Annotated in this window: 12 protein-coding genes and 2 pseudogenes; 4 read left to right on the forward strand and 10 right to left on the reverse strand. The window is 38.2% G+C overall.

Annotation, left to right across the window (positions count from 1 at the left end; all coding sequences use genetic code 11):
- Positions 1-93: 93 nt before the first annotated feature.
- A pseudogene (locus V7K76_RS24515) lies at positions 94-973 on the forward strand (ISL3 family transposase); the annotation flags it as partial.
- A 370-nt stretch (positions 974-1,343) separates the two neighbouring features.
- On the opposite strand, the pseudogene V7K76_RS24520 reads toward V7K76_RS24515, so the two are convergent.
- The 10 genes and pseudogenes from V7K76_RS24520 to V7K76_RS24565 form a co-directional block, all read right to left on the reverse strand.
- Positions 1,344-2,208: pseudogene (locus V7K76_RS24520) on the reverse strand (hypothetical protein).
- Between the two features lie 723 nt (positions 2,209-2,931).
- Positions 2,932-3,564, reverse strand: coding sequence for an NAD(P)-dependent oxidoreductase (locus tag V7K76_RS24525; protein WP_335030109.1), 633 nt, complete (start codon positions 3,562-3,564; stop codon positions 2,932-2,934).
- 439 nt (positions 3,565-4,003) lie between these two features.
- Positions 4,004-4,414 carry a hypothetical protein gene (locus V7K76_RS24530; RefSeq protein WP_334777490.1) on the reverse strand — a complete coding sequence of 137 codons (411 nt, stop codon included), beginning with the start codon at positions 4,412-4,414 and terminating at the stop codon, positions 4,004-4,006.
- Between the two features lie 39 nt (positions 4,415-4,453).
- Entirely contained in the window at positions 4,454-6,142 is a 1,689-nt protein-coding gene (locus tag V7K76_RS24535; protein ID WP_334777489.1) for a GUN4 domain-containing protein, read from the reverse strand.
- 28 nt (positions 6,143-6,170) lie between these two features.
- On the reverse strand, positions 6,171-8,189 hold the full coding sequence (locus V7K76_RS24540) for an ABC transporter ATP-binding protein/permease (RefSeq protein ID WP_334777488.1): 2,019 nt from the start codon (positions 8,187-8,189) through the stop codon (positions 6,171-6,173).
- Between the two features lie 425 nt (positions 8,190-8,614).
- The gene (locus V7K76_RS24545) at positions 8,615-9,019 is read right to left on the reverse strand and encodes a hypothetical protein (RefSeq protein WP_292748986.1); all 405 of its coding nucleotides are present in this window, start codon (positions 9,017-9,019) and stop codon (positions 8,615-8,617) included.
- Between the two features lie 128 nt (positions 9,020-9,147).
- A complete protein-coding gene (locus V7K76_RS24550; RefSeq protein ID WP_334777487.1) occupies positions 9,148-11,247 on the reverse strand; it encodes a patatin-like phospholipase family protein in 2,100 nt (699 codons plus the stop codon).
- A 131-nt stretch (positions 11,248-11,378) separates the two neighbouring features.
- Positions 11,379-12,356 carry an MvdD family ATP-grasp ribosomal peptide maturase gene (locus tag V7K76_RS24555; protein WP_334777486.1) on the reverse strand — a complete coding sequence of 326 codons (978 nt, stop codon included), beginning with the start codon at positions 12,354-12,356 and terminating at the stop codon, positions 11,379-11,381.
- 41 nt (positions 12,357-12,397) lie between these two features.
- Positions 12,398-13,381, reverse strand: coding sequence for an MvdC family ATP-grasp ribosomal peptide maturase (locus tag V7K76_RS24560; protein ID WP_334777485.1), 984 nt, complete (start codon positions 13,379-13,381; stop codon positions 12,398-12,400).
- Between the two features lie 290 nt (positions 13,382-13,671).
- Positions 13,672-13,812 (reverse strand): microviridin/marinostatin family tricyclic proteinase inhibitor, encoded by a 141-nt coding sequence (locus tag V7K76_RS24565; RefSeq protein ID WP_334777484.1) that lies wholly within the window; start codon positions 13,810-13,812, stop codon positions 13,672-13,674.
- 826 nt (positions 13,813-14,638) lie between these two features.
- Here V7K76_RS24565 and V7K76_RS24570 point away from each other — a divergent pair.
- The 3 genes from V7K76_RS24570 to V7K76_RS24580 all read left to right on the forward strand — a co-directional run bounded on the left by V7K76_RS24570 (position 14,639) and on the right by V7K76_RS24580 (position 24,595).
- On the forward strand, positions 14,639-18,952 hold the full coding sequence (locus V7K76_RS24570) for an SDR family NAD(P)-dependent oxidoreductase (RefSeq protein ID WP_334777483.1): 4,314 nt from the start codon (positions 14,639-14,641) through the stop codon (positions 18,950-18,952).
- A complete protein-coding gene (locus V7K76_RS24575; protein ID WP_334777482.1) occupies positions 18,953-23,695 on the forward strand; it encodes an amino acid adenylation domain-containing protein in 4,743 nt (1,580 codons plus the stop codon). It abuts the gene before it with no gap.
- 72 nt (positions 23,696-23,767) lie between these two features.
- Positions 23,768-24,595: a hypothetical protein gene (locus V7K76_RS24580; protein ID WP_335030110.1), complete on the forward strand. Its 828-nt coding sequence runs from the start codon at positions 23,768-23,770 to the stop codon at positions 24,593-24,595.
- Positions 24,596-24,597 lie beyond the last annotated feature (2 nt).

Raw genomic sequence — 24,597 nt, forward strand, 5'->3', positions numbered from 1 at the left:
GACAGCATTCGTATAGTCCCCCCATAATTAGCGAGCTATCATCGCGAATTATTTTTCCTTTTTTTGGTTTTCTTGCCAAATTGGGATGCTCCCAATATTCATAGTGTCGCCGAAAGAAATGACTTAAGCGATGAAGAAGTAGAATCAATGTTAAAAGGACAAGTATCACAAATATTAAACATAAATTTAAGTCAATTAAAAAGGTTAGGCATAGATGAAATTGCCTTGGTTAAAGGCCAAGGTAATCCCAAAGCAGTGTTAGTAGATTTGGATACTCATAAACCCATTGAAATAGTGAAGTCCAGAAGAATGGAAGAAATCCGGGAAGTCCTTGTGAGTTGGGATATTCAGGTGCTGGAACAAATTCAAGAAGTGAGTATTGATCTCTGGTCGCCTTATAAAAGCTTAGTAGAAGAATTAATGCCTAACGCCAACGTAACTGCTGATAGATTTCATGTAATGAAACAAGTAAATGATGAGTTAGATGCTATGCGTAAAGCTGAAAAGAAGGCAGCAATGTCACTAGAAAATAAATCAGAAAAAGACAGAATATTAGAGGGATTAAGTAAAAGCAAATATAGCTTCATCAAAAATGAAGACTCTTTGAACGAAAAGCAAAAAGAAAAGTTAAAATCTGCTCAAGAAGTTTCACCAATTTTGGCTAAAATGCATCAACTCAAAGAAGATTTTCGGGATATATTTGAATTAACTAAATATTGGGGAGATAGTGTAATTAAATTATTAGATTGGATGCATGAAGCACTTTCATATTTACCGAAAAGCATTGGTACGATGGTTAGATGGTTTGGAGAAATAGTAGGTTAAATTGAATTGAAAAACTACGAGTGGTACTGTAGAAGGAATTAATAATAAGCTGAAGTTAATTAAAAGACTTGGATATGGCTTTCGTAACTTTAGCAATTTTCGACTCCGCAGTTTATTAAACTGGCACTTTAGTATTAATTCTCCATAAAAGTAACGCAAGAACCAATTATCTCAACAACTAGAAGCTTTAACTTCAGCAATTCTCATTTTGAAAAAAAATCAGATAAAATTCTCTTGTTTAAATAGAGAACTTGTGTCGAAGCATCATTTTTTGACAAATAATTATCATCCAACACTAGAGATAGACAGTTTTTTAAAAGTCTGTCCATGAAAAATTTATTTCAACTCATAAATCCAGTTGAAATTCTAACCAACTTTGTAGTTTTTATTGGTAAATAGCTTTCTCCCCTTCTTTCAAGATATTGACATTTTTTAACTAGAATTTACTTTTTTGAATGGGACATATTCCCTCAGAATGAAGGAGAAAAAATCCGACCAATCTTTAAACCATAAAAATTTTAACAGGGTACGAATATCATTAAAGAAAGAAGTCCTAGTTACTAATAAATCACGAATTTTTTGATAGGTGTAATTAACTAAATCTAAAACAGTATGAAATAAAAAAGATAGCAAATTTAAAGACAAAAAGAACTCGCATAAATGATTTTCACCATGACCAAAGTTATGCTCTAAATTATAACCGTGATTTTTTAGAACGTTATTACCTTCGTTCTCAACTTTCCATCTGCTACGTCCAGCTTTGACAATTTCTTCAACATTATTTTCAGTAATTTTATGATTGGTTATCCAATTATTTTGGTAGATAGTTTTTTGTGTTTTCTCATTAATAACAGTTACTTCACACCAATTAACTTCGAGACTTGAGTCATCATCTCGTAAGGGAAGTCTAGAAGCATAACGATAACGATAAATTAGATTTTTTCGCCCATCCCATTGTTTCTTTTCAATAATTGAAACTTCTCCGCTTCTTTCTAAAAATTCTAGCCATTCATATAAAGTTTTATGCGACGTTTCCAGACAAACAAAAATAAAATTATAACCTTGTTTTAGTGCTAATTCGCAAACAGGTTGGCGAGAATACAAGTCATCCCCTAAAAGGGTTACAGGATAGCCATACTTATTTTTATGATTCTTATTTAACCATCTTTATTATCTTTTCCCTTATTGCTTTTCATTAAACGTTGATGCTCTAAAAAAGACGCTGACTGCGTAAAAAAGATAGAAAATGCTGCCATCACTGCGTCTTCTACCTGATATTTCGTATTATTTCCAGGTTTCCTTTCCGGAGGGTAAGTCATGTAATGATGACCGTAAAAATTGCATTAATTCAGGAATTTCTATGGTCGCTGCCTTTTGAACCATCTTGGAGTCGTTTGACTAATTAATAATTTTCAATTCACCAATTTTACCAAAGCTCGACAACTATTAATAATTTGTTATTTCGATTGAGTTCTATATTCTCATTCATAGAACTATTTTCCTGAGTTTACCCTTAGTTGTCAGGCAATCTCCTCCAGTCTATTGAGTATTTATACTTAGTTGATGGAGCAATTATTTTTTTAGCTATCTCCTTTCTCTAAAAAACTAGTTATTTTGTACTATATTTTGAATTTCAAAATGGGGTTAATACTCTATTTATTTCAAAATGAGAATTGCTGTAAAAAATGTCAATATCTTGAAAGAGGGGGAGAAAGCTATTTACCAATAAAAACTACAAAGTTGGTTAGAATTTCAACTGGATTTATGAGTTGAAATAAATTTTTCATGGACAGACTTTTAAAAAACTGTCTATCTCTAGTGTTGGATGATAATTATTTGTCAAAAAATGATGCTTCGACACAAGTTCTCTATTTAAACAAGAGAATTTTATCTGATTTTTTTTCAAAATGAGAATTGCTGGGGGAAAACCCCATGAAACCAATTCGCAATACTTCTCTACGAGAGGCTGCGCCAACGGCTGCGCTCAGTACAAGTTCGCTTTTTCGCCCATGACGCTCCTACGTCGCTAACGCTGCGCTAACGCTTTTTGATCAAGACAGACACAACGGGAAGAGGGGTTTCTACCTACCTTGGGAAACAATTAATTTAGTAGGCAACTGTTAAACGGTGATGGATATATTGGGGGGTTTCAACTTCATTGACGAAGGCGATCGCAAAATCCTCAGCCGAAATTCGGCTTTCACCCTTTTCGTTGGTCAGCAAGCGGTCAGCCCCAACTTGAAATTTGCCAGTTCGTTCCCCTGGTGCAATCTCAGCCGCTGGACAGACAAACGTCCAATCTAAATCGGAAGTTTTGTAGAGATTATATGCCTGGCGATGAACAAGGCCCAGAGGGCGGTACGCCTCAAAAAAATTGGGGCTATCGACAAATTCAACCCCTGGCTCAACCTCAAGAACACCTGCCCCACCGACAACAACTAAGCGACGAATTCCAACCTGTGATAAACCCTCAATCAGAGAACGAGCCGCGTCTGCAATCACTTCTACTGAAGAACCACTCGTCCCGATGGCACTCAGCACTGCATCATGATCTTTAACAACATCAACGACGCTGGCAGGATCGAGGGCATTACCAGCAACAATCGTCAGGTTTTGATGGGAAATAGAAAATCGGGATGGATCTCTGGTAATGGCAGTTACCTGATGTGCCCGTGACAATGCTTCATCAACAATCCGACTTCCGATCATGCCAGTTGGACCAAATATTACCAGTTTCACCGCCTTCCTCCTGTGCTAGTCAAACGAAATTCTCAACATTAGCAATAATACAAGTACAACTACACCAGTCAGTGACACAGCACCACATACCCCAGAAAATATTGCGATTCTTCGATGGAAGGGGCTGATGGTGAAAATGCAGCTTGGGCTAAATAGCGCTGGGGACTTCTACAGTGAATTAGTCCCAAAAGTTGGCTTTTCTCTTGGGGTGGCTGATGGGGAGCCTTACTGCTTACTACAAACCTATCAAAACTTTGCGATAGACCACTAGGCTAGAACAATAAATTTTGCAAGCTCTAAGATTTTTTAAGCTCTCTATACATGAGATTAATATTGTAAATTAATTTCAATAAGTCTACTACCAAAATACAGAATCGTAATAACTTATGCAGACTTAATATTTTACCTATATTTTTTAATTACAAGTATGAAAAAAGTATTAATTGATTTTTATACCAGCAATTCTCTGATTTTTGTCGATCATTAAAAATTTTAATTTATCAATTTCAATAACTTCGTAATTCTCTGTTATAAATATAGAGTAGATGCTAGCTATCATATCTGCCAAATCTACTCTAGATAATATCAGTAATCGCAAATTGAAAAATGATTTAGGAACAGTTTTAACAATTAAACATAACCTTCCATCATTTACGTGCCATACACCAGTAAATTTATTACCCGTGATAAATTCGCTGGGTTTAGATAAAAGAAACGTTTGAATTCTAGTTTGCTCATAAGTCATATTATCTTTAAATTCAATAGAAATTTTTTCCCAATCTGTATTAAAACGCCATTTTCCAAAAAGTAAAATTTCTATTTCTGTATCAGATAGATTCATATTATTCATTAGCTTTCTCCCCGATTATTAAATAATGTGCGATTCAACTCATGGTAAAGTTTCATGACAAGTTTTAGCACGAGTGAAAAATAAATGCATCTGCCATACTAGCCAAGACCCAACTCGCCAAGCTGCCATTGACAGGGGAGCTGTAGATGAGTGTGGGGGTATGTCTAATATATTTTGGTCATAATGTAACCATTTAACTGGTAGATGTCCCATCGGTGTCGTCGGGGATAATTTAAAATTTAGTTGGTCGTAATTTAACCAGTTTCCCTCTTTTCGCCAACCCAGGCGATCGCCAAGTCTTTTTTCTGTTTCATAATCTATTTGACCGCCTATTTCGTTCCAAATACTTTGCTGAACACTAAAGCCAAAGTAACCATGACTGTATTGTTGCCAAAGTCGATCGATTTTATGAAAAGCTTGGCATGAAAAGTTAAGAATATCTTGTTTATAAACTTCATTCCAATCATTCTTACCCATGACTTGTAGCATTAATTTAGATGTTTCAATATCAGCTTCTTGCCACTTATTCTGCGTAAGAAGGTTTTGCAATTTACTATAATCAATATTCCAATTATTTTTAAATTCTGTGGAAAGCTCAATATCAGTATTATTATTAGGTTGTTCCGCCAATTCTGTTTTCTCGATAGAAAGTTGAGAATAAGAATAAACAATATCTGCTTCTTCTATCCCTAGCACTTTCTTTTGAGCAACCAGTTGAGTAGACATATAATTAGATATTAAGTAAATCGCTTGATTTAAAGTTATCTCATCTTTACTAAAATCAAAGTCATGAACCTGTAAATCTAATAATTTTGACTGAAAAAAAGCATCTTGTAGTCTATCTTTTTTATCATAACTTGCCACTAATAAATTGAGGATGTCATGAGACATAGTACTAGTATCTTGTATCGTTAATAAATTAACTTGAACATTTAAAGTACTACTTGCTAAATTTTGAATTTCTCCTACAATTGCGTAAAAATCTGCATCTACTTTTACTACATCATCTATTAAAGATTGAAACGGGCTAAAGTAATCTTGTAGAGAGTTTTCTAGATTAATTACTGTTTCAGCTATTTTTGCGATTTCTTGACGAATTTTTGTAGCTTTGACTTGATATTCATAAATTTCTTGATACACCTCTATATCTTTAAGTATTTTCTGAATAGCTTGCTTTTGATTTTTGGTATCTTCCGCTAAATTTTTAATTCCTTCGCTGAGTAGTTTTACTTTTTCTAAAATTAAAAAATTAGTATTACTTAACAACAAAATAGATTTTAAATTTTCTTTTTCTTCCCATTTTAACTTGTCAATTATTTGAGAATATTTATTATTTTTTATCTCTAACTTACTTCTTTCTTCATTGACTTTTTTAATTTCATAATATTTTTGATTAAACAGATTTTTCCAGTCATCTATAAATTTTAATAAAAAATTTTGATAACTATTTTTATAATTTTCTAAAAAATCCAGAAGTTGAATATAATCTGTAATTAATAATTTAACCTTTGCTAAGGTTTCTCCTTGACTAATTTCTTTTTTCCATTTGATTATTCCCCAAAAATAAGAATGATATTTAGTACCTTCTTTAATTAAGCTTTGACATTTTCTAATTTTTCTTTGAACTTTTTTTAGTTTGGGATTTTTTAAGGTAGGAAATTTGTAAGGTTTTTCATAAATCGTAATAGATTTATAAGTAACTAATTGTTTTTGCTTTCTAGTTAGCATCACTTGTTTTGAAATATACCAATAGTTACTAAACTCTTACCCATTTCAATACCTCCGGGTTTTTATTATAGCGGTAGGTTACACCATCCTTAGTAGTCACAGACTTTTCTTGACTAGCTTTGCTTCTGATCGTAGTAAGAGAATAGTCTGTTAATGTCTGAAGCTCTTTATGAGAAAGTCCTATAATTGTGACGCTCGCTGCTGATTCTGGTTTCATTTTGAGTTCATTTTTTGGGTAAATATCTATCGTAATTTGCTCCTTTTCAACTGGTTTAATAACAATCCCTTTTTGCAATTGATAATCTGGCATAGAAACAAGTTGCCAATTAGATTCTTGTGAAAGTTCTAACACCCATTGATGATAATTAAATAAGCTTTCTCTATGACCAACGCTGATAAAAGTTGTTTTCGTTGATTGTAACTGTTGATATAAATTACCTTCGTTATTTAAATCTAAAGCACTCGTTGCTTCATCTAAGATAGTGAAACTAGGATGTGTAATTAATAGCCGTGCAAAAGCGAGGCGTTGTTGTTCTCCTAAAGACAATATATTGTCCCAAGGAACTTCAGTATCAAAACCATCGACGCGGGAAAGTAAGTGTTGCAGGTTAACTTGTTGCAAAATCTGTTCAAGTTCGCGATCGCTCATTTTCCTATCTGTGTGAGGATAGAGCAACTGTTGGCGCAAAGTCCCTAAAATAATATAAGGGCGTTGGGGTAAGAATAATACTTCTTTTAGGGGAGGACGCACTAGACGGCCAGTTCCCGCATTCCACAAACCAGCGATCGCTCTCAACAAAGAACTTTTACCCCTACCACTAGGGCCAACAATCAATAACCCTTCACCTGGGGCAACAGCAAATGACAAATTTTCAACAATTACCTGTTCATAATTTGGTGTTTGTAAAGTAACATTCTCAAAAGCTAAACGTTCTTCTTCTATAATTTGAATAGTACTGGCGTTCTCTGGTTGTTTACTAGCAGCCTGTAGCGCATCTGAAAACTCTGCTAAACGCTTTACATAGCCAGAAAATCGCCCTGAAATCCCAAACTCAGATATTAGTTCTCCTAGTGCATTAGAAAACATAAAGCAAGCAAAACTAGCTTGGTTTATTTGTCCATAATCAATTTGATCTTGAAGAAATAAAGGTGTAAGAATAAACATCGAGAATACGCTAATGGCAGATTGATATGCTCTGCCAAAAGCGTCTTGTCCCCTCTCTAAATTCAGCCTGCGTTCAGCAGTTTTTAAAACATTATTAAATCGGCGCTGAATTATATTAAATTCTTCATCTTCCCCCTGAAAAAAAGCGATTGATTCAGCGTGATTACGAACATGAGTTAAGCAATATGCAAAATCCGCTTTAAATGCAAGTTCTTCTTGGTTAATTTTATTTATTGATTGATTCAAGTAAACAGCTATTAAATTGCCTATAATTGTATAAATAAACAAATAAATTGCGATTTGTGAAGAAACTGTCCAAAGAATTATCAAAGAGCTTCCCATTTCTAAAGATTTTTCTAGTAAAGAAGATGAGAATCTCAAGCCAATACTAGTAATAGGTTCTATTTCTTGGGATAAGCGTTGATCTGGATTATCTATATCAGATGTAAAATTTATTTTATAATAAGCTTGATTGCTTAAATATTTTTCTAAAACATGAAGATTTAGCCATTTGTACCAGTCAAGAATTATTTTTTTTCTAACATATCTCAAAACAGTTACTAACAAGACCATCCCGACAATAATGAGACTGGACAGCCATAAAGTACCATTGTATTTATCAAGGTCTTTCTGTTCAATAACAATATCAATTACATAGCGATTCCAGTAACTATTTGCAGCATTTGCACCCACAATTACGACTATTAATAATACTAAAGAAATGAGCATTACCCATGAGCGAATCACATCTGAAAATGCTCTTCCTTCTGCTTTTGTTGGATACCAATAAGGCCCGGCAACTACTTTCACATCCAGCCAAAATTGAATCAAGGCTGAAAAAGGATTTGTTGTATTTTGCTCGCGCACAGATGGAGTTTGCATAATCTAAAAATGTAGCCGTTACTAATTACACTAGGAATTTTGAAATAACCTTTGAGAATTAAGTTAGACTCAGAGGCCATTTTTCCTTTTAAAGAATGTCTGAAAACTTTTATGGTGTTGTATTCGAGATTTGTAGATTCCCCTAAATCCCCCTTAAAAAGGGGGACTTTAAGACTCTTATTCCCCCCTTAAAAAAGGGGGGTTCGGGGAGATAAAGAAATCTTTGATACTTCTCAGACATCCTCTAAACCTCCCCGTTTATTGGGGAGGGAGCTAAATTTTATGTTTCCCCTAAAACATCGGGGGAATTAAGGGGGGTAATTTGACTTGTGTATACACCTTTTAAAGGGGAGCCTGCTTTAACGCTGTAAGTGTTAAAGCAGGCTAGCGATTGGCGTGGGGCTAGGAGGATCAAATTGAATGCACTAAATCAATGGTTCCTCATCGACAATTTCGACTGTTCTCGGAAAAGGGCCTTGGTCAGGCTCAGTAACGACTACTGGGCTAATATGATGTTTCAGTTTGAGTTTTAACTCATCTGAAATGGGCAATTCTTGAATTTCTTTGAGAAGAAATCTGACAGATTCAGTTTTGCTACGTTCTGTATAGACGAGCTTGAGAATGTTTTCAATTCCAAATCCCGCTATATATTCCCCTAGAACGGCTACCAGCCCAAGTAAGCCTAAACCTCCTAAGAGGCCTAAAGGCCCGCCCAGCGTTGAAAGCATAGCGACAACGGCAGCGACATTACCCCCTGATGCACCCGTTGCGATCACGAAAAGTATGCCAGGAAGGCCTAAACCAGAAATTTTTTTGACGAGTTCATCCATTGTACTTACCTACAATCCTTATAAAGTGAAAACATGACTAAGAGAGTCATTACTAATTTCTTTTGGGAAGAAATTAAAAATCTTACATTTTGCACCAACTAACTGGTGCAAGATATAAGAAATCTGATTTAGCTCAACAAAAGACTACACAGTTCATCGATTTGTTGACTTTTGTTAGATATTAGTCGATGGGCTATAGTTTGTAACTGACGAGTATTTGGGAGTTTGGTATTATCTATTTCTTCTAGTTCACTATCTAACAATGTTTGAAAGCGATAATAAAAATTTTGAGCTTCTTTATCGCTAGGTTCAAACAATTGTTCTAACTCTCCAGCTACCACTTCACTACCACCGTCAAACACAATATTTAAAAGTGGTCTTCCCCATTGCAAGAGTCCCCAATTTTTAACTTCTTTATAAGGATAGACACTTGTCAGCGAACCTGTACCTAAAGAAACTACTAAAATATCTTCTGTATTCAGGACTTTTTGGGCTTTTCGTTTACTACTAATTTGTGCTTCTAAAATAGCTAAATGGGCTGGATTATTAGCAAATACTCCACCATCGATTAAAGTATAGGCGATGCCGCTATTGTGGGGGTTTACAAGCCGATGAGGAGCAAAATAAGTCGGAGTGGCACTAGTTGCCAATGCTGCATCTAGGAGCGAAAAACCCCCAGATAACTTCTGAAAATTCTTAGATTCTGTTTGCTGTTTTTCTAGTTTGTTTGTAAAAAATATCGGAATTCGCTGCTCGATATCGTAACTCGTTACAAAAACTTCTTTGAGATTATTTTGTATAAGGGCGTTACCAAAATATTGTCTGAAAATTTCTTCTTTGCTTTCGGAAGGATATTTTGGCTGGAGAAATATATCCTCTAACGGGCCAAGTAGTCTTTCAAACAACGGCTCATAAAATATTTCTACCCCATACTCCAGAAATAGCTGTAGGAGATCCTCAGCAGTATATTCAGCTACAGGCAAGTTATCAGATACATCAGAACTTAATCGGGGTTTAGTTAGTCCAAGTGCTAAAATTCCGCCACTGGAAGTGCCAGTAATTAAATCAAACAAACTGAATATAGGCTTTTGTGTCCGCCTTTCAATTTCTGCTAGGAGTAATGCCGGAATAATGCCCCGAATACCGCCTCCATCAATGGAAAGTATTTTATATTTGGGACGGGCTTCTGTATTCATAGTTTCTGAGGATTCCTCCTGAGTTAATATTTGTGCTTGTTGGATATTGACGGGATCTTCAATTTGGTCTGTTTTAGTTTCCTTGTCATCTGGTTCGAGAGCGATCGCAGTTGGAATAATCTCGGATTCTTCGCTGTTTATTTCTGTCTGTTGAATTTCCTTTTCTTGGTTTTCGTCGTCGCTTACTAACGATACCGTTGCTGCTAATAAACTTGTGGTTAGTAGTGAGATATTTTCTTCAGGAATAACTGCTGTCTCAGTTTGGATCTCTTCAAGTTGAATATCTTCTTGATTGGATGGTTCTGTTGCAAATATAACTGGATTTGATGGTTGTGTTGCAAATGGAATTTCTGCTAAAGTCCAAATAGGATTACCACGAAAATTTCCTTGATATGATTTTGCCTTTTGGTTTTTGACCGTTGTACCTTGCCCATCGTCTAATTTCCAGTAAGCCACTAATCCTTCTTCATCTCCGACTATTAGCCCACAACGATGAGCCTGGATTTCTGCTTGAGTACAAGGATAATTCCAAACGCTAATATTTGCTAATTGCCCTTTGAAATAGACCTGTTTATGTAACGTTGCTCCCAGAGTTATAGAACTTGTGGCTTTGTTTAAAGATGAACCTCTAAGAGAATCGTTGTATTCACGATCGTCAAGGTATACGGCTAGTTGACCACTATTAAAAACAATAGCAAAAAAGTGCCATTGTTCTATAGTTAATTCTCCTTGCCCAAAGGTTTTGATACCCTTGCTAACTGTTTCATCAATGTAGACATCTAGGCTTCCTGCTTCACTGATGCCGAATTCAAAATTATCGCTATATCTCTCTGAAGAACGGGCAAAAAATACATTGCGCGTCCCGTAACTAGTGGCTTTATTTGTTAGTTCGTGTGGATTTACCCATCCTGAAACCGTAAAAGCTGAACTCCCTTGAGCGAAAACGCCACCAATATCGTTTCTACCAAAATCTATATAATCATTTACTCCATCAAATGTTAAAACTGTTTGTGTATTTACTAGGTTTATCACAAGGATTTAATCTCCAAATATCAATATTTTATACTTTTAAATAAAGAATTTAATATTAATAAACTTAATAGTGAAATCTTACTAACACATTTCAAAATAGAAGACGATAAAAATACACAAGGCTCAATTCCCTAACTTTTATTAGTCAGTAATACTTCTGCGATCACCTGCGAAATGGGGTAGTGTGGTGGATATATCTCCATCCAAAAAAATTCCCCGACTGGGTTAACTTCGAGGAATACGTGACGACCATCGGGGGTGACAATAATATCAATTGCTCCATAGTTTAAGCCAAAATAAGCCATCAGTTTGAGCAGTTTTTTCTCAATATCTTCTGGCAAATCGTAGGGTTGCCAATTTTTAACTAAGGCTCTCCCTTCTTTGCGCCAGTCGTAAGTAGATCCTGACAAGCTTTGGGAATCTACTGCGGCAGTAAATACGCGGTGTCCGACAATCGTTGTCCGCAACTCCAACGCCTTGGGCACATTTTCTTGAAAGGTCATTGGACAAAAACGCAGTCCTTCCATATTCTCCAGATCGTCATTTGTAACTGGAGTGGTAAACACAACGTTTTCTCGCCCCCGATCGTCATAAATAGCAAAGGAAGAAAGCATCTTGGTAACTATACCTTGCTGACACTCTTGAGCAAATTGCTTGACTGTTTCTGGATTATTTGAAGTCAGAGTGCGTGGAGTTATAAAACCAACTTCTCGTGCAACTTGCAATTGTAGTTGCTTATTATTAGCCCGATCCACATTGGACATTTTATCAAAGTGGAATCCCTGAAGACTGGCAATCATACCCCTGACTGTGGCGCGACATTCGTTAATTGACGCATCTCTGTATTGCTTGTCCATTGAGTCGGGGATTTTTTGTCCGTAGCGCATCCGCCGATACCAAACTGAGGATACCTCGCTCAAATCGAGCTTTTGTTCGCTATCAGTAATAATTACTCGTTCAGTATCGCCAGAGTAAATATCTAGCTTGACTTCGGTGGGATATCTGTCTGTATCAAACCGAAATGCTTTTTCTCCTCTAGCCTCAATTTCTTTGATGACTAGAGGAATGCTTTCGTTGTCTTTGCTAAACGTGACTATTAATACAGTCATAATTGAGTTGCGCCTAAGACACCCTACAGTAATTGACTTTCTTAATTACGAATTGGTACAAGAGCATCTGCGATCGCACTTGCAATCGGTAAGTCTAGATCCTTTTCTAGCATTCCCCACTCCCCCACAGGGTTGATTTCCAAAAAGACGTATTCGCCTGATGGTGTGACGATGAAATCTAACGCTCCAAACAACAGCCCAAATTTCCCCATAAAGTCTTTGAGACGGCGAGTTACTTCATCAGGAAGCTGGTGATGTTGCCATGCGCCAACCCCAACACCTGGTTTTCGCCAATCAACTGCTGCATACACATCTGCATTTAGCGCCCCCACAAATACTTTACCATTCACATACACCACCCGTAATTCCTGTTGCTTTGGAATTTGCTCTTGAAAAACCATTGGGCAATAGCGCAGTGACTCGGCATCTTGTAAGTCTTCTTCCTTGACGATGCTGGTGTAAAGAAAAAACGAGGAGTTAGCTTCCATACTCCGGCAAAGAGCAGTTAAAAGCTTGCTCACCATTTTGCCGTTGACTTGCTGAAAAAACTCTCGTGCTGCTTGGGCTTTGTTGGTGACAAGAGTCTGGGGAATAACAAAACCTACTTCAGACGCAATCCGTAGTTGACGCAGCTTGTTACTTGCATAATCTATCCGCTCTAAATTATCTACCCACGTAGCTCCCTTCAGGCTGTCCCAAAAACCATCTAAAGTTGCTTGTGATTCTCTAAGGCAAGCTTCTCGGAACTTTGGCGCTAATTCTTGACTCAGTTGTGGTTCCCAAATACGGCGCATCCATACAGCTTGCACCTGCTCTGTGCTGATAGAGTAGTTGTTACATTCTATAGTGTGGTAGCTTTTAGACTTATCAAAATGTGCTGTTAATTGCACTTCTAGAGGAAATTTATCAGTATCTAGACGAAATGGTTGCACCCCTTTTTTTGATAAGGCTTCTGCAACTCTATCTATTGTGAAGAAATCACCACTGTGGGTAATTAATAAAACCACATCACGAGACAGGTGCATAAATATTTTTTATCATAATTTCAGGAGGTAGCTATTAAATATTAGCAAACAAATTGCTTTCGATACCCAAAAATCTTTGAAGAATTTAGGGTTAGGAAAAAGCAATCACCTCCATCTTTGGAAAAGGTAATATGAAAGCGATCGCCTACGAGGGGCGCTCTGCGCCATCGCGTCTCTAAGAATAGTTTCCAGTTATTTGATAACTGCTACTCTATTAAATTATGATCGAGCCAATTACAAAGTATCTTCCCGATTAGAAAGGTACTTTCAAATGTAGAAGACTAAATAAATTATTTATCTTCCAAATCTGAAGGATACTTGTAAGTCCAAGGAACATCTGTTCCTTCATCTCCACTAGCTTGCTCTTCCAAGAAACGCGCAAAAAATGGTAACGCCCCAACATCCACTGTTTTGACTTTGTTTTTAGGCATAGAGTTTTCCTTAAAGGAAATTATTTTTTCAATTAAATATATATCAGTAATTAAATATATTTTCAAGGTCAGTTAAGACAGTTAATAAGTAATTATTTTCAAGCATTTAAGAAAGTTAAGAAATTTAGGAAAGTTAAGCAAAGACATAAGATAAATTGATTAACTATTTATCAATATTAAGTAATCAATATCAATCAGCACCCACGAGTCAGGAGCCAGAATTTATCAGGAATCTAGAATGGTTGGTATATTTAGTCATCAAATGTTCTCCTGATTCTTTAATTATTCTGAATTGTGATTCCTGAATTCTTACGTTAAATGTTTGCTTAACTGTCTTAACTATCCACCTTATTATCTAAGTAGGTAGGCGCTAAAAAACACAACTAAATTAAGAAATGCAAATCGCTTAAAAGCTTATTTTTAAAGCATTTAGGGCGCTTTACATCAGTTCACATAGTTCGGTTTAATTGTGTTTATCTACTTTCTTAAATTTCTTAATTTTCTTAATTTTCTTAATTTTCTTAAATTCCACCTTATTATCTACTTAACTGTCTTAACTGCTATTGCATTTTATTGATAAAACTGAGATTATTTAAAAGATTTAGGTCAAACAGACTAATTTCATAAAATTTGTCCTTTAATAGAACAATAATTTCTAAATATTATCTATAGTAAATTGATGTAACAAAAAAAGGCTACTTATGAATTATATTGATATAAAACAAAAGCAAAATTTATATTTTGCAATAGTTTCTCGTTTGCCTAAATTATAGATTAGTAAGTATAGACTTGTAATTTTTAAGTATTATGGTAAAGAGTGTAAAAAATGAGTTTTTTAGAAGAAGAGAGTTTATATTTGAATAAAATACAGCAACTTAAAACTAAGTTTGAATTAGTTTTATTGGAGGAAGCTCCATTAAACGAATGCACAGTGATTGTGAATAAAACATATCCACCGGAAGTCATACTATATATTGTTTCAAGCTCAAATAACTCGCTAAAGCAAATTTGTTCTTATCTTCAAAATGTGTCCGGGGAAACATTATTACCCAAAGCCGTAGTACCAGTGTCAAATATACCTTTAACTGCCACAGGAGAGGTAGACGAATTGGCTCTGATAAACATTCCTATTATTGATGAAAGTTTAATTGAGCAAGTAGAAAAGCAACTTAACTCTCATCACAAAATTGAACAAGCAGTGGTAGTGGTGCAGGAGTTGAAAAAGAATATCCCCTCACTTCATTTATCAGATTTAATCCCAGATTGGCAAGACAAAAACGCGATCGCGGGAGGCGGGGCTTTGCCCATCGCTAACGTTGCCCCAATTCCCAGAGATTCCCAACCAGATACACAACAACATTTCTTAGAGCCAAAGCCACTTGCCATTAGCCACGGCAGTATTCTCCCGGACGATCCCTATGCACCTATTACCTTGCCCGAAGTTTTGCAAAGAGCCGCGCAACAGGTTAAAAGTGCGGGAATTATTTATCTGTTGCCCGATGGCACAGAACTACGCCAATCATACACTGAGTTACTGGAAGTTGCAGAGCAGATTCTTGCTGGTTTGAGAAAGTTGGGACTCAAGCCAACCAACAAAGTCATCTTGCAGATGGAACTTAGCTGTGATATTATTCCCACCTTTTGGGGCTGCATATTGGGAGGCTTTGTCCCCGTAATCATGGAAGTCCCACCGACTTATAGAGAATCGAACAAGGTGGTAGATAAGCTTTGTCATATTTGGCAGTTCTTAGATAGTCCAGTCATCTTAACTACAGAAGCTCTCAAACCAGAGATAGAATTCCTATCGCAATGGCTACCAGCAGAACGCATAAAAATAGGCACAATTGAAGTATTAAAAAACAATACTGCCAGCAAACAATATTATCATAGTCAACCAGATGAGGTAGCTCTTTTCAACCTGACTTCTGGAAGTACAGGAATACCAAAATGCGTTCAATTGACTCATAAGAATCTAATTTCTCGTGCTAGAGGGGCTAACCAACTCAATCAGCATGAGCGAGAAGATATGATTTTGAATTGGCTGCCATTCGATCACATTGGCAGCATTTCCGATTGGCATATCCGGGCTGTGGAAGCAGGTTGCACGCTGGTTTATGCCCAAAAAGAATATATCTTGGGTCGCATCCTCAATTGGTTGGATTTGATTCATAAATACCGCATTACTCATAGCTGGGCGCCTAACTTTGCATACTCTATAGTTAATGATTCTCTCAAACAAGAATCAGAACAGAGTTGGGACTTATCCTGCGTGAAATTTCTACTGACAGCTGGTGAAGCTGTATCTAGTAAAGCTGTGGAGGATTTTCGAGAAAATTTAGTTGCATACAGACTCAAAGCAACGGCAATTCGACCGGCTTTTGGCATGGCTGAGATGGGTTCAGGAATTACATATTATCAGCCTATTAAAGAAGCACCTTTGTTGTTCCATAGAATAGATAAATCTATCTTGCAAGGTACTATTCAACGAGTAGAAATAGACCATCCAAATTATAATACTTTTACCGATTTAGGCTCAGTCATTCCGGGAATTACCATTCGCATCTTAGACGAACAAAACTCTGTATTAAGAGAAGATACTATAGGGCGTTTGCAAGTTCAAGGTGATGCCGTTTCTCCGGGATATTACAACAACCAAAATGCCAACAGTCAATCCTTTTTACAAGATGGTTGGTTTGATACTGGCGATTTAGGATTTATTGCTAATGGACAATTAGTAGTTACTGGTCGTGCTAAAGAAACTATTATTATTAATGGAGCTAACTACTACAGTCATGAAATTGAAGCAGTAGTTGAAGAAATTGCCGAAATTGAAGTTTCCTACACCGCCGCTTGTGCAGTTAGTAATGCTGATGGTGCAACCGAGAAACTAGCTATCTTCTTCAGCTCACCGATTACGGAAGACCAAAAACTATTAGAATTGCTGAAGAAAATTCGTCATACAGTTGTTAGTAAAATCGGGTTGAATCCTGATTATTTAATTTTATTAGCTAAAGAAGATATTCCCAAAACAGTTATTGGTAAAATCCAGCGATTGCAACTTAGCGATCGCTTCCATGCAGGTGAGTTTAACTCAATTCTCAAACGGTTTGATATCTTACTAAATAATACTAATACTATTCCTAATTGGTTCTATCAAAAAGTCTGGCGACCCAAGCAAGCCAAGGCTTTGAAGACGTTATTCAAAAATTCTCTGACTATAATATTCCTCGACGATTTAGGATTGGGAGCATTTATTTGTCAGCAACTAGAACAGCAAAATCTGCCCTATATTTGCATTTCACCTGGATATGATTTTTCTAAAAAAAGCCCTAATTATTTCTCTTTAGCTCCTGGTAATGCAGACCATTATCAAAGATTATTTGAGACGATAAAGGCAGACAATCAGACTATTGGTCAAATTCTTCATTTGTGTAATTATCAGGAGTATAGGGGAGAAATCACCAGCCTAGATGCTCTGGAAATAGCCCAAATACAGGGAACTTATAGTTTATTATTTCTTGTGCAAGCTTTAGCAAAAACTCAGGAAATTCAAGATTTAGTTCAATTATTATTTGTTTCTAGCTACACCCAGTTTGCACAAGCAACAGACAAAATAGCTTATGAAAAATCTCCAGTTTTGGGAGCAATTAAAACTATTCCCCAGGAAATACCCTGGTTAAATTGTCGCCACATTGATTTAGTACCAAATTCGGTACAAGTTGATGGGAATTATATTCTGCAAGAACTCGAAGTTTTATCAAAAGAGCAAGAAGTTGCTTATCGGAATGGACAGCGTTTAATTGCAGGTTTAGAAAAAGTTAATCTGCAAGACAAACCAAAACAAGAACTTCCCTTTAAATCAGGGGGAATGTATCTGATAAGTGGTGGACTTGGGGGCGTGGGAATTGAAATTGCTAAATATCTAATTAAGTCTTTTAACGCCAAATTATTATTAGTAGGTCGGACTCGTTTACCAAGTGAATATATTACATCCAATGTCTCTAGGGAAATATTAGAAAAAGTCAAGCTTTATCAGGAATTAAAGCAGTTGGGAACGGTGGTTTATGAAACAGTGGATATCTGCGACTTTCAAGGTGTTCAACAAGTGGTGTCAAAAGTCAAGGCTAACTGGGGAAGTCAGCTAGATGGGGTGATTCATCTGGCGGGAACTTATCACGAACAAATGTTAGTGGATGAAACACCAGAGAGTTTAGCTGCTATTTTACGTCCCAAAGTGTTAGGTGCTTGGGTGCTGCATCAGGTTCTAAACAAGCAAGGAAAGGGGGTTTTCATTAGCTTTTCGTCTTTGGCGAGTTTCTTTGGTGGCGCTACTATTTCTGCTTATGCTGCGGCTAACAATTTTTTGGAAAGCTTTAATCAATACCAGCGTTCTGTTGGTGAGTTGCACAACTATTGCTTTGCCTGGACAATTTGGCGTGATACCGGGATCAACAAGGGTTATCAGAGGCAAGAAATCACCCAAGCTCAAGGCTTTTATGAGATGAGTCTGCAACAAGGGTTATCTTCCTTCTTGGCTGGTTTATATCATCATCAAGGACAGATGATAGTCGGGTTAGATGGTAGCAATGCCAAAATTCGGCGTTTTACCTCGGATTTTCCGGGGTTACAGAAATTAACTGCCTATTTCACTACACATAACGGTGCTGCTGTACCAGAGTTATCAGATTTTACGGTGCGCGATCGCTTCACAACCACCGTTAACTGCGACTTCGTGCAACTCTCAGAAATGCCCCTCACTGCTAGTGGCGAAATTAATCGAGATTTACTAGCTAGGGGGATGACTCGTACAGAAGCGATGCCTTCGGCGGGCGCTTGCGCCATCGCTCCCCGCAACGAAACGGAACGGCAAATAGCCCAAACCTGGCAAGAAGTTTTAGGCATACCCCAAATCGGCATTCACGACAACTTCTTTGAACTAGGAGGAAATTCTTTGTTAGCCTTCCAAGTCATTTCTCGGTTGCGCGAGACTTTTTCTGTTGAATTGTCGCCCAATCGTTTTTTTGCATCCCCTACCGTAGCTGGTTTGGGAGAAAGTCTGGAGGCGCTGCTAACTGTCGTCAACAAGTGGAATGTCGCTTTTGATGACGCAGAACCAGAATATGAGGGAGGGGTGTTATAAATGACAACAATAGAATTTGTCTCTTATTTAAATAGTTTAGGCATCAAAGTTTGGCTGGAAGGCGACCAGTTAAATTATCGCGCTCCCAAGGGAGTGATGAACCCAGACCTGAAAAGCAAACTGCTAGGGCGCAAATCAGAAATCCTGGCTTTTCTAGAAGAAGCTAAGACTGCAACAGACTCCTTCTTTGAGCCAATACCATCTATAGAACGCTCTAGGGAGTTGCCTTTATCCTTTGCCCAGCAGAGGATGTGGTTTCTCTATCAATTAGAAAGCCAAAGCCCATTTTATAACGAGGGTTTACAGCTGCGCGTTGCAGGTGTACTCAACGTAGAAGCTCTTGAACAGAGTATCAACGAAATCATTCGCCGCCACGAAATTTTACGGACAACATTTCCCGCAGTTGACGGGAAACCCGTGCAAGTCATCTCTCCTAGCTTGACAATCAACATACCAGTGCTGGACTTGCAAGGCTTAGAAGAAGCAGAAGTACAACAGATTGTCACAAAAGAAGCTCGCCAACCTTTTGATTTGAGTAATGCCCCTTTGTTGCGGGTTACTTTACTAAGGCTGGGATCAGAGTCCCATGTGTTGGTGTTGATTATGCACCATATCATCACAGATGGTTGGTCAATGGGGATATTCATCCAAGAGTTGTCCAATCTCTACCGAGGTTTTATTCTTAATTCCCCTTTGCTTTTGGCTGAGTTGTCCATCCAGTATGCTGATTTTGCAGTTTGGCAACGACAGTGGTTGACTGAGGCAATTCAAAAACAGCAACTAAATTACTGGAAGCAACAGTTAGCCGATGCGCCACCCTTATTAGAACTACCCACAGATAAACCACGCCCCGCCGTTCAGACTTTCTGTGGTGCTACCCAGGAATTTCAAATTGACCAGAATTTGAGCAAGCAAATCAAAAGCTTCAGCCAACAGTCAGGAGCTACCCTATTTCATACCCTACTAGCGGCTTTTGCGGTTTTAATTTTTCGCTACAGTGGTCAAGATGATATCTGCATTGGTAGCCCCATTGCCAACCGCAACCGTAGAGAATTAGAATCATTAATTGGCTTTTTTGTCAATACATTGGTACTGCGTAACCAAATCAAAGGAAATCCGAGTTTTAGTGAGTTTCTCTCTCAAGTGCGACAAGTTGCAACATCCGCTTACACTCACCAAGATGTTCCCTTTGAACAAGTGGTAGAAGCATTGCAACCAGAACGTTCTCTCAGCTACAATCCCCTATTCCAAGTGGTGTTTGTCTTAGAGAATTTCTTGTTGGATACATTAGAATTGCCCGATGTAACCCTAACTCCTCAATTTGTAGAACGTGGTACATCTCAGTTTGATTTGACCTTGGCCGTTTGGGAGACAAAAGCGGGACTGATAGGTTCGTGGGAATATAACAGCGACCTATTTGAGCCAGATACTATTACTAGGATGACAAGTCATTTCCAGACTTTGTTAGCAGCGATTATTGCTAATCCGAATCAAGCTATTGGTGAATTACCACTGCTGAGTCAGCCGGAGCGACATCAGTTGTTAGTGGAATGGAATGATACTTATAGGTCTTATCCTCAGAGCAAATGCATCCATGAGTTATTTGAGGAACAGGTAGAAAAAACACCAAATGCGATCGCAGTCGTCTATGAGAATGAGTCCCTCACATACCAGGAGTTGAGCGATCGCGCAAATCAGTTGGCGCATTATTTGCGATCGCTGGGGGTAAAACCAGAGGTATTGGTGGGAATTTGCGTCGAGCGATCGCCCTTAATGGTGGTCGGATTGTTGGGCATACTCAAGGCTGGTGGGGCATACCTACCGCTTGACCCCGCATATCCCCAAGAGCGGTTGGCGTTCATGCTAGAAGATGCTCAGGTATCGGTGCTGTTAACCCAGGAAAGTTTGGTTGCAACCTTACCGCCACATCAAGCGCGGGTAGTTTGTCTTGATAGCGACATTTCCAGCACAAGAACAGAAAATTTACTCCACACAGTCACAACCAACAATCTAGCTTATGTGATTTATACCTCTGGTTCTACCGGCAGACCTAAAGGAGTGCAAATTGAACATCGAGGATTGTTAAATCTCGTCTTTTGGCATCAACAAGCTTTTGCAGTGTTGTCTCTCGATCGAGTAACACAAGTTGCTGGAGTAGCATTTGACGCTTGCGGTTGGGAAATCTGGCCTTATCTGACGGCGGGAGCTAGCATTCACTTTCCCGATGATGAAACCCGGCTTGATCCTGAACAACTGCGAGACTGGTTGTTATCAAAGGCAATAACTATTACTTTCCTCCCGACACCAATGGCCGAGAAAATTCTGTCATTAAATTGGCCGGCCAATGCTGCTTTGCGAACTTTGCTCACAGGTGGAGATCAACTTCATCAGTATCCTTCAACTTCTCATCCTTTTGAGGTGGTGAATAATTACGGGCCAACAGAAAATACTGTAGTCGCAACATCCGGTACTGTTCCTAAAAGACAACAAGCCTACTTACCACCTACGATTGGTCGAGCGATCGCAAATACCCAAGTTTATATACTAGATTCCCTATTACAGCCTGTACCCATTGGTGTGACTGGCGAATTGTACATCGGTGGTGAAAGCTTGGCACGGGGTTATCTCCACCGTCCCGACTTGACAACAGAACGCTTCATTCCTAACCCTTTCGCACCTCAAGAACGACTTTATCGCACGGGCGATTTAGTTCGCTACCAAGCCGATGGCAATATAGAATTTTTGGGTCGCATTGATCACCAAGTGAAGATTCGCGGCTTCCGCATCGAACTTTCGGAAATTGAGGCGACTTTGACTCAACATCCCCAGGTCCGGGATGCTGTTGTAATTGCCAGGGAAGATATACCCGGTGTAAAGAATTTGGCAGCATATATCATTCCAGAACTGACACAGCCTACCAGTAATGAGCTACGCCTGTTTCTCAAGTCAAAGCTCCCTAATTACATGGTTCCTGCATCCTTCACAGTTCTAGAAGTTCTGCCCATTACCCCCAATGGCAAGGTAGACCGTCGGGCATTACCAGTACCAGAGTTCGAGTCCGATGAATCCACTGGCTTTGTCTCCCCCCACACCCACACTGAAGAAATTTTGGCCAACATTTGGCGGGATGTTTTAGTACTAAAACAAGTTGGTATCCACGATAACTTCTTTGAATTGGGTGGAGACTCTATAATTAGTATGCAAATTATTGCCAAAGCCAATCAAGCTGGACTCAAACTGACTCCCAAACAATTATTTCAACAGCAAACAATTGCTGAATTAGCTACTGTTGCTGGTATAATAAATTCGGTTAAATCAGAACAAGGTTTAGTTACAGGGGTTGTCCCTCTAACACCGATTCAGAAGTGGTTCTTTGAGCAAAACCTGCTGGAACCTCATCACTTTAACCAATCCTTCCTGCTAGAAGTTCCCGCAAATTTGCAACCGGAATTATTAAAGCAGGCACTACAAAAGTTACTGCACCATCACGATGCTTTACGCCTGCGGTTTGTGCAGCAGGAGGGGCAATGGCAGCAGTACAACAGTGATGCCAGCGATAAAGTATCGCTGGGCATTGCAGATTTATCATATCTGTCCCCAGCAGAACAATTAAATGCGATCGCACTCAGGGCAGAGGCAGCACAAAGGACGCTGAATTTAACAGATGGGTCGCTGATGCGGGTCATTCTGTTTAACTTAGGCAATTCCCCCGCACGTTTACTTATCGTCATCCATCACTTGGCTGTCGATGGCATCTCGTGGCGGATTTTGCTAGAAGACTTATCTGAGGCATACAAACAATTAGAAGTTGGCAAAAGTATCCAACTACCCGCAAAAACAACTTCCTTTAAGGATTGGGCAATTAGATTGCAGGATTATGCCCGCAGTCCAGAACTCCATGCACAGCTAGATTATTGGCTGGACTCAATGCGGTTCCCAATTGCTCCTTTACCGTTGGATTATGCTGCTGTTGCCCAAGATAACACTGTAGCTTCTAGTCGGATTGTGTCTGTATACCTGAGTGTAGAACAGACTCGCGCCCTGTTGCAGGATGTTCCTGGAGCCTATAACACCCAAATTAACGATGTGCTGCTAACGGCATTAGTGCAGACCTTCACTCGTTGGACTGGTTCTTACTCCCTACTGATTGACTTAGAAGGTCATGGACGAGAGGACTTGTTTGAGGATGTGGACTTGTCCCGCACTGTAGGCTGGTTTACCAGTATATTCCCCGTGCTGTTAAAACTTGAGGATCGCAACGATCCTGGAGAGGTTATCAAGTCAGTAAAGGAGCAACTGCGACGTATTCCCAACAGGGGTATTAGCTATGGCATCTGGCGCTATCTTAGCTCAGATGAGAGCAATCAATTAAAAGCCTTCCCCCAAGCTGAATTAAGCTTTAACTACTTGGGTCAATTCGATCAAACCCAGTTAGCAACCCTGGGATGGAAATATGCCCAAGAATCTAGCGGTTCTATTCACAGCCCCAAAGGACAGCGTAGCCATTTGTTAACCGTAAATGGATTAGTTGTGGAAGGAAGGCTGAAACTAGAGTGGCAATATAGCGAGCATTTTCATTCCTGGGCGACTGTAGAAAAGCTGGCTAATCAGTATATAGAAGCCTTAGAAACTATTATTGCTCACTGTTTATCTCCAGATGCAGGTGGCTATACTCCTTCAGATTTCCCAGAAGTTGAGTTTAGTCAAGAAGCTTTGGACGAACTGCTAGTAGAAATTGAATGAAGTCGTTCACGCTGAGAAAACGTGTTTTTCTGATTTTTTACCCACTATTAAATAACAAATCCTATGTCTTTTATGAAAATCTCCAAACCTGTAGTTACCGGCTTGCTTGAAAAGGAAATTTTGTTTGCTGAAACTGCTTACAAAATTCCTTGTATTTCATATCAAAGTATGCGGCGTTCTTGTCGAGTAATCCGGGAGTTTGTACTTTACTACTTCCCAATTTATAATCTATCAATGAATGATTTCTTTCGATTCTATCCCATACTAGGATTTATTGAAGCTCTAGTTTATCAAACTGATGAAGAAGTCGAACAAATTCAAAGCGAAGCTTATCATCACGAATTTTCAAATTCTCCCTGGGAATCCAAACAAAAAATTATTTTATCTGTACTAGAAGAATTTAATATCAAACATTTCAAAGTTGAATATTTTTTGAATAAGCTCGGAGATTATTTTGAGCTAGAAACGCAGTTATTAAAAACTTCTCATATTACCCATGCCATGATTAGAAAAGCAGAGGAGTTGCGATCTTCTGACTATCGAGTTTTACATTGTACTTTAATGAAGATGCTAGGTCTGAATTATCTACATGAGGAATTAAATGACGAGTTGAAATTGATGTGGCCTTTAGAAGTTTTAAATGATATTGAAGACGATTTGATGTCTTACTCAGAGGATGTAGCCACTAAACATTATAATACTTACAGAATGTTTGTGAAATTGTATGGAGAAAAAGCTCCTTATTATTTAAAAAAAGAGTTAGACTATTATGAAAATCTTTTTCATCAACAACTAGCACTGTTTTCAGACTTGAAGCGAGAAGCTTTTACTAGACCTTGGAATGCCTATCGTTTAGATCATCCAGTGCCTATCATCCCTGAACCGATTTTTGAAGATTAATC

This window comes from Nostoc sp., from assembly GCF_036917975.1.
In the GTDB taxonomy this organism is placed as follows: domain Bacteria; phylum Cyanobacteriota; class Cyanobacteriia; order Cyanobacteriales; family Nostocaceae; genus Nostoc.

Bases quoted from the DNA above. Each gene is read 5' to 3' on its own strand.
- V7K76_RS24530 (WP_334777490.1), bottom strand. From the start codon at position 4,414: ATGAATAATATGAATCTATCTGATACAGAAATAGAAATTTTACTTTTT.
- V7K76_RS24535 (WP_334777489.1), bottom strand. From the start codon at position 6,142: ATGCTAACTAGAAAGCAAAAACAATTAGTTACTTATAAATCTATTACG.
- V7K76_RS24540 (WP_334777488.1), bottom strand. From the start codon at position 8,189: ATGCAAACTCCATCTGTGCGCGAGCAAAATACAACAAATCCTTTTTCA.
- V7K76_RS24545 (WP_292748986.1), bottom strand. From the start codon at position 9,019: ATGGATGAACTCGTCAAAAAAATTTCTGGTTTAGGCCTTCCTGGCATA.
- V7K76_RS24555 (WP_334777486.1), bottom strand. From the start codon at position 12,356: ATGACTGTATTAATAGTCACGTTTAGCAAAGACAACGAAAGCATTCCT.
- V7K76_RS24560 (WP_334777485.1), bottom strand. From the start codon at position 13,381: ATGCACCTGTCTCGTGATGTGGTTTTATTAATTACCCACAGTGGTGAT.
- V7K76_RS24565 (WP_334777484.1), bottom strand. From the start codon at position 13,812: ATGCCTAAAAACAAAGTCAAAACAGTGGATGTTGGGGCGTTACCATTT.
- V7K76_RS24570 (WP_334777483.1), top strand. From the start codon at position 14,639: ATGAGTTTTTTAGAAGAAGAGAGTTTATATTTGAATAAAATACAGCAA.
- V7K76_RS24575 (WP_334777482.1), top strand. From the start codon at position 18,953: ATGACAACAATAGAATTTGTCTCTTATTTAAATAGTTTAGGCATCAAA.
- V7K76_RS24580 (WP_335030110.1), top strand. From the start codon at position 23,768: ATGAAAATCTCCAAACCTGTAGTTACCGGCTTGCTTGAAAAGGAAATT.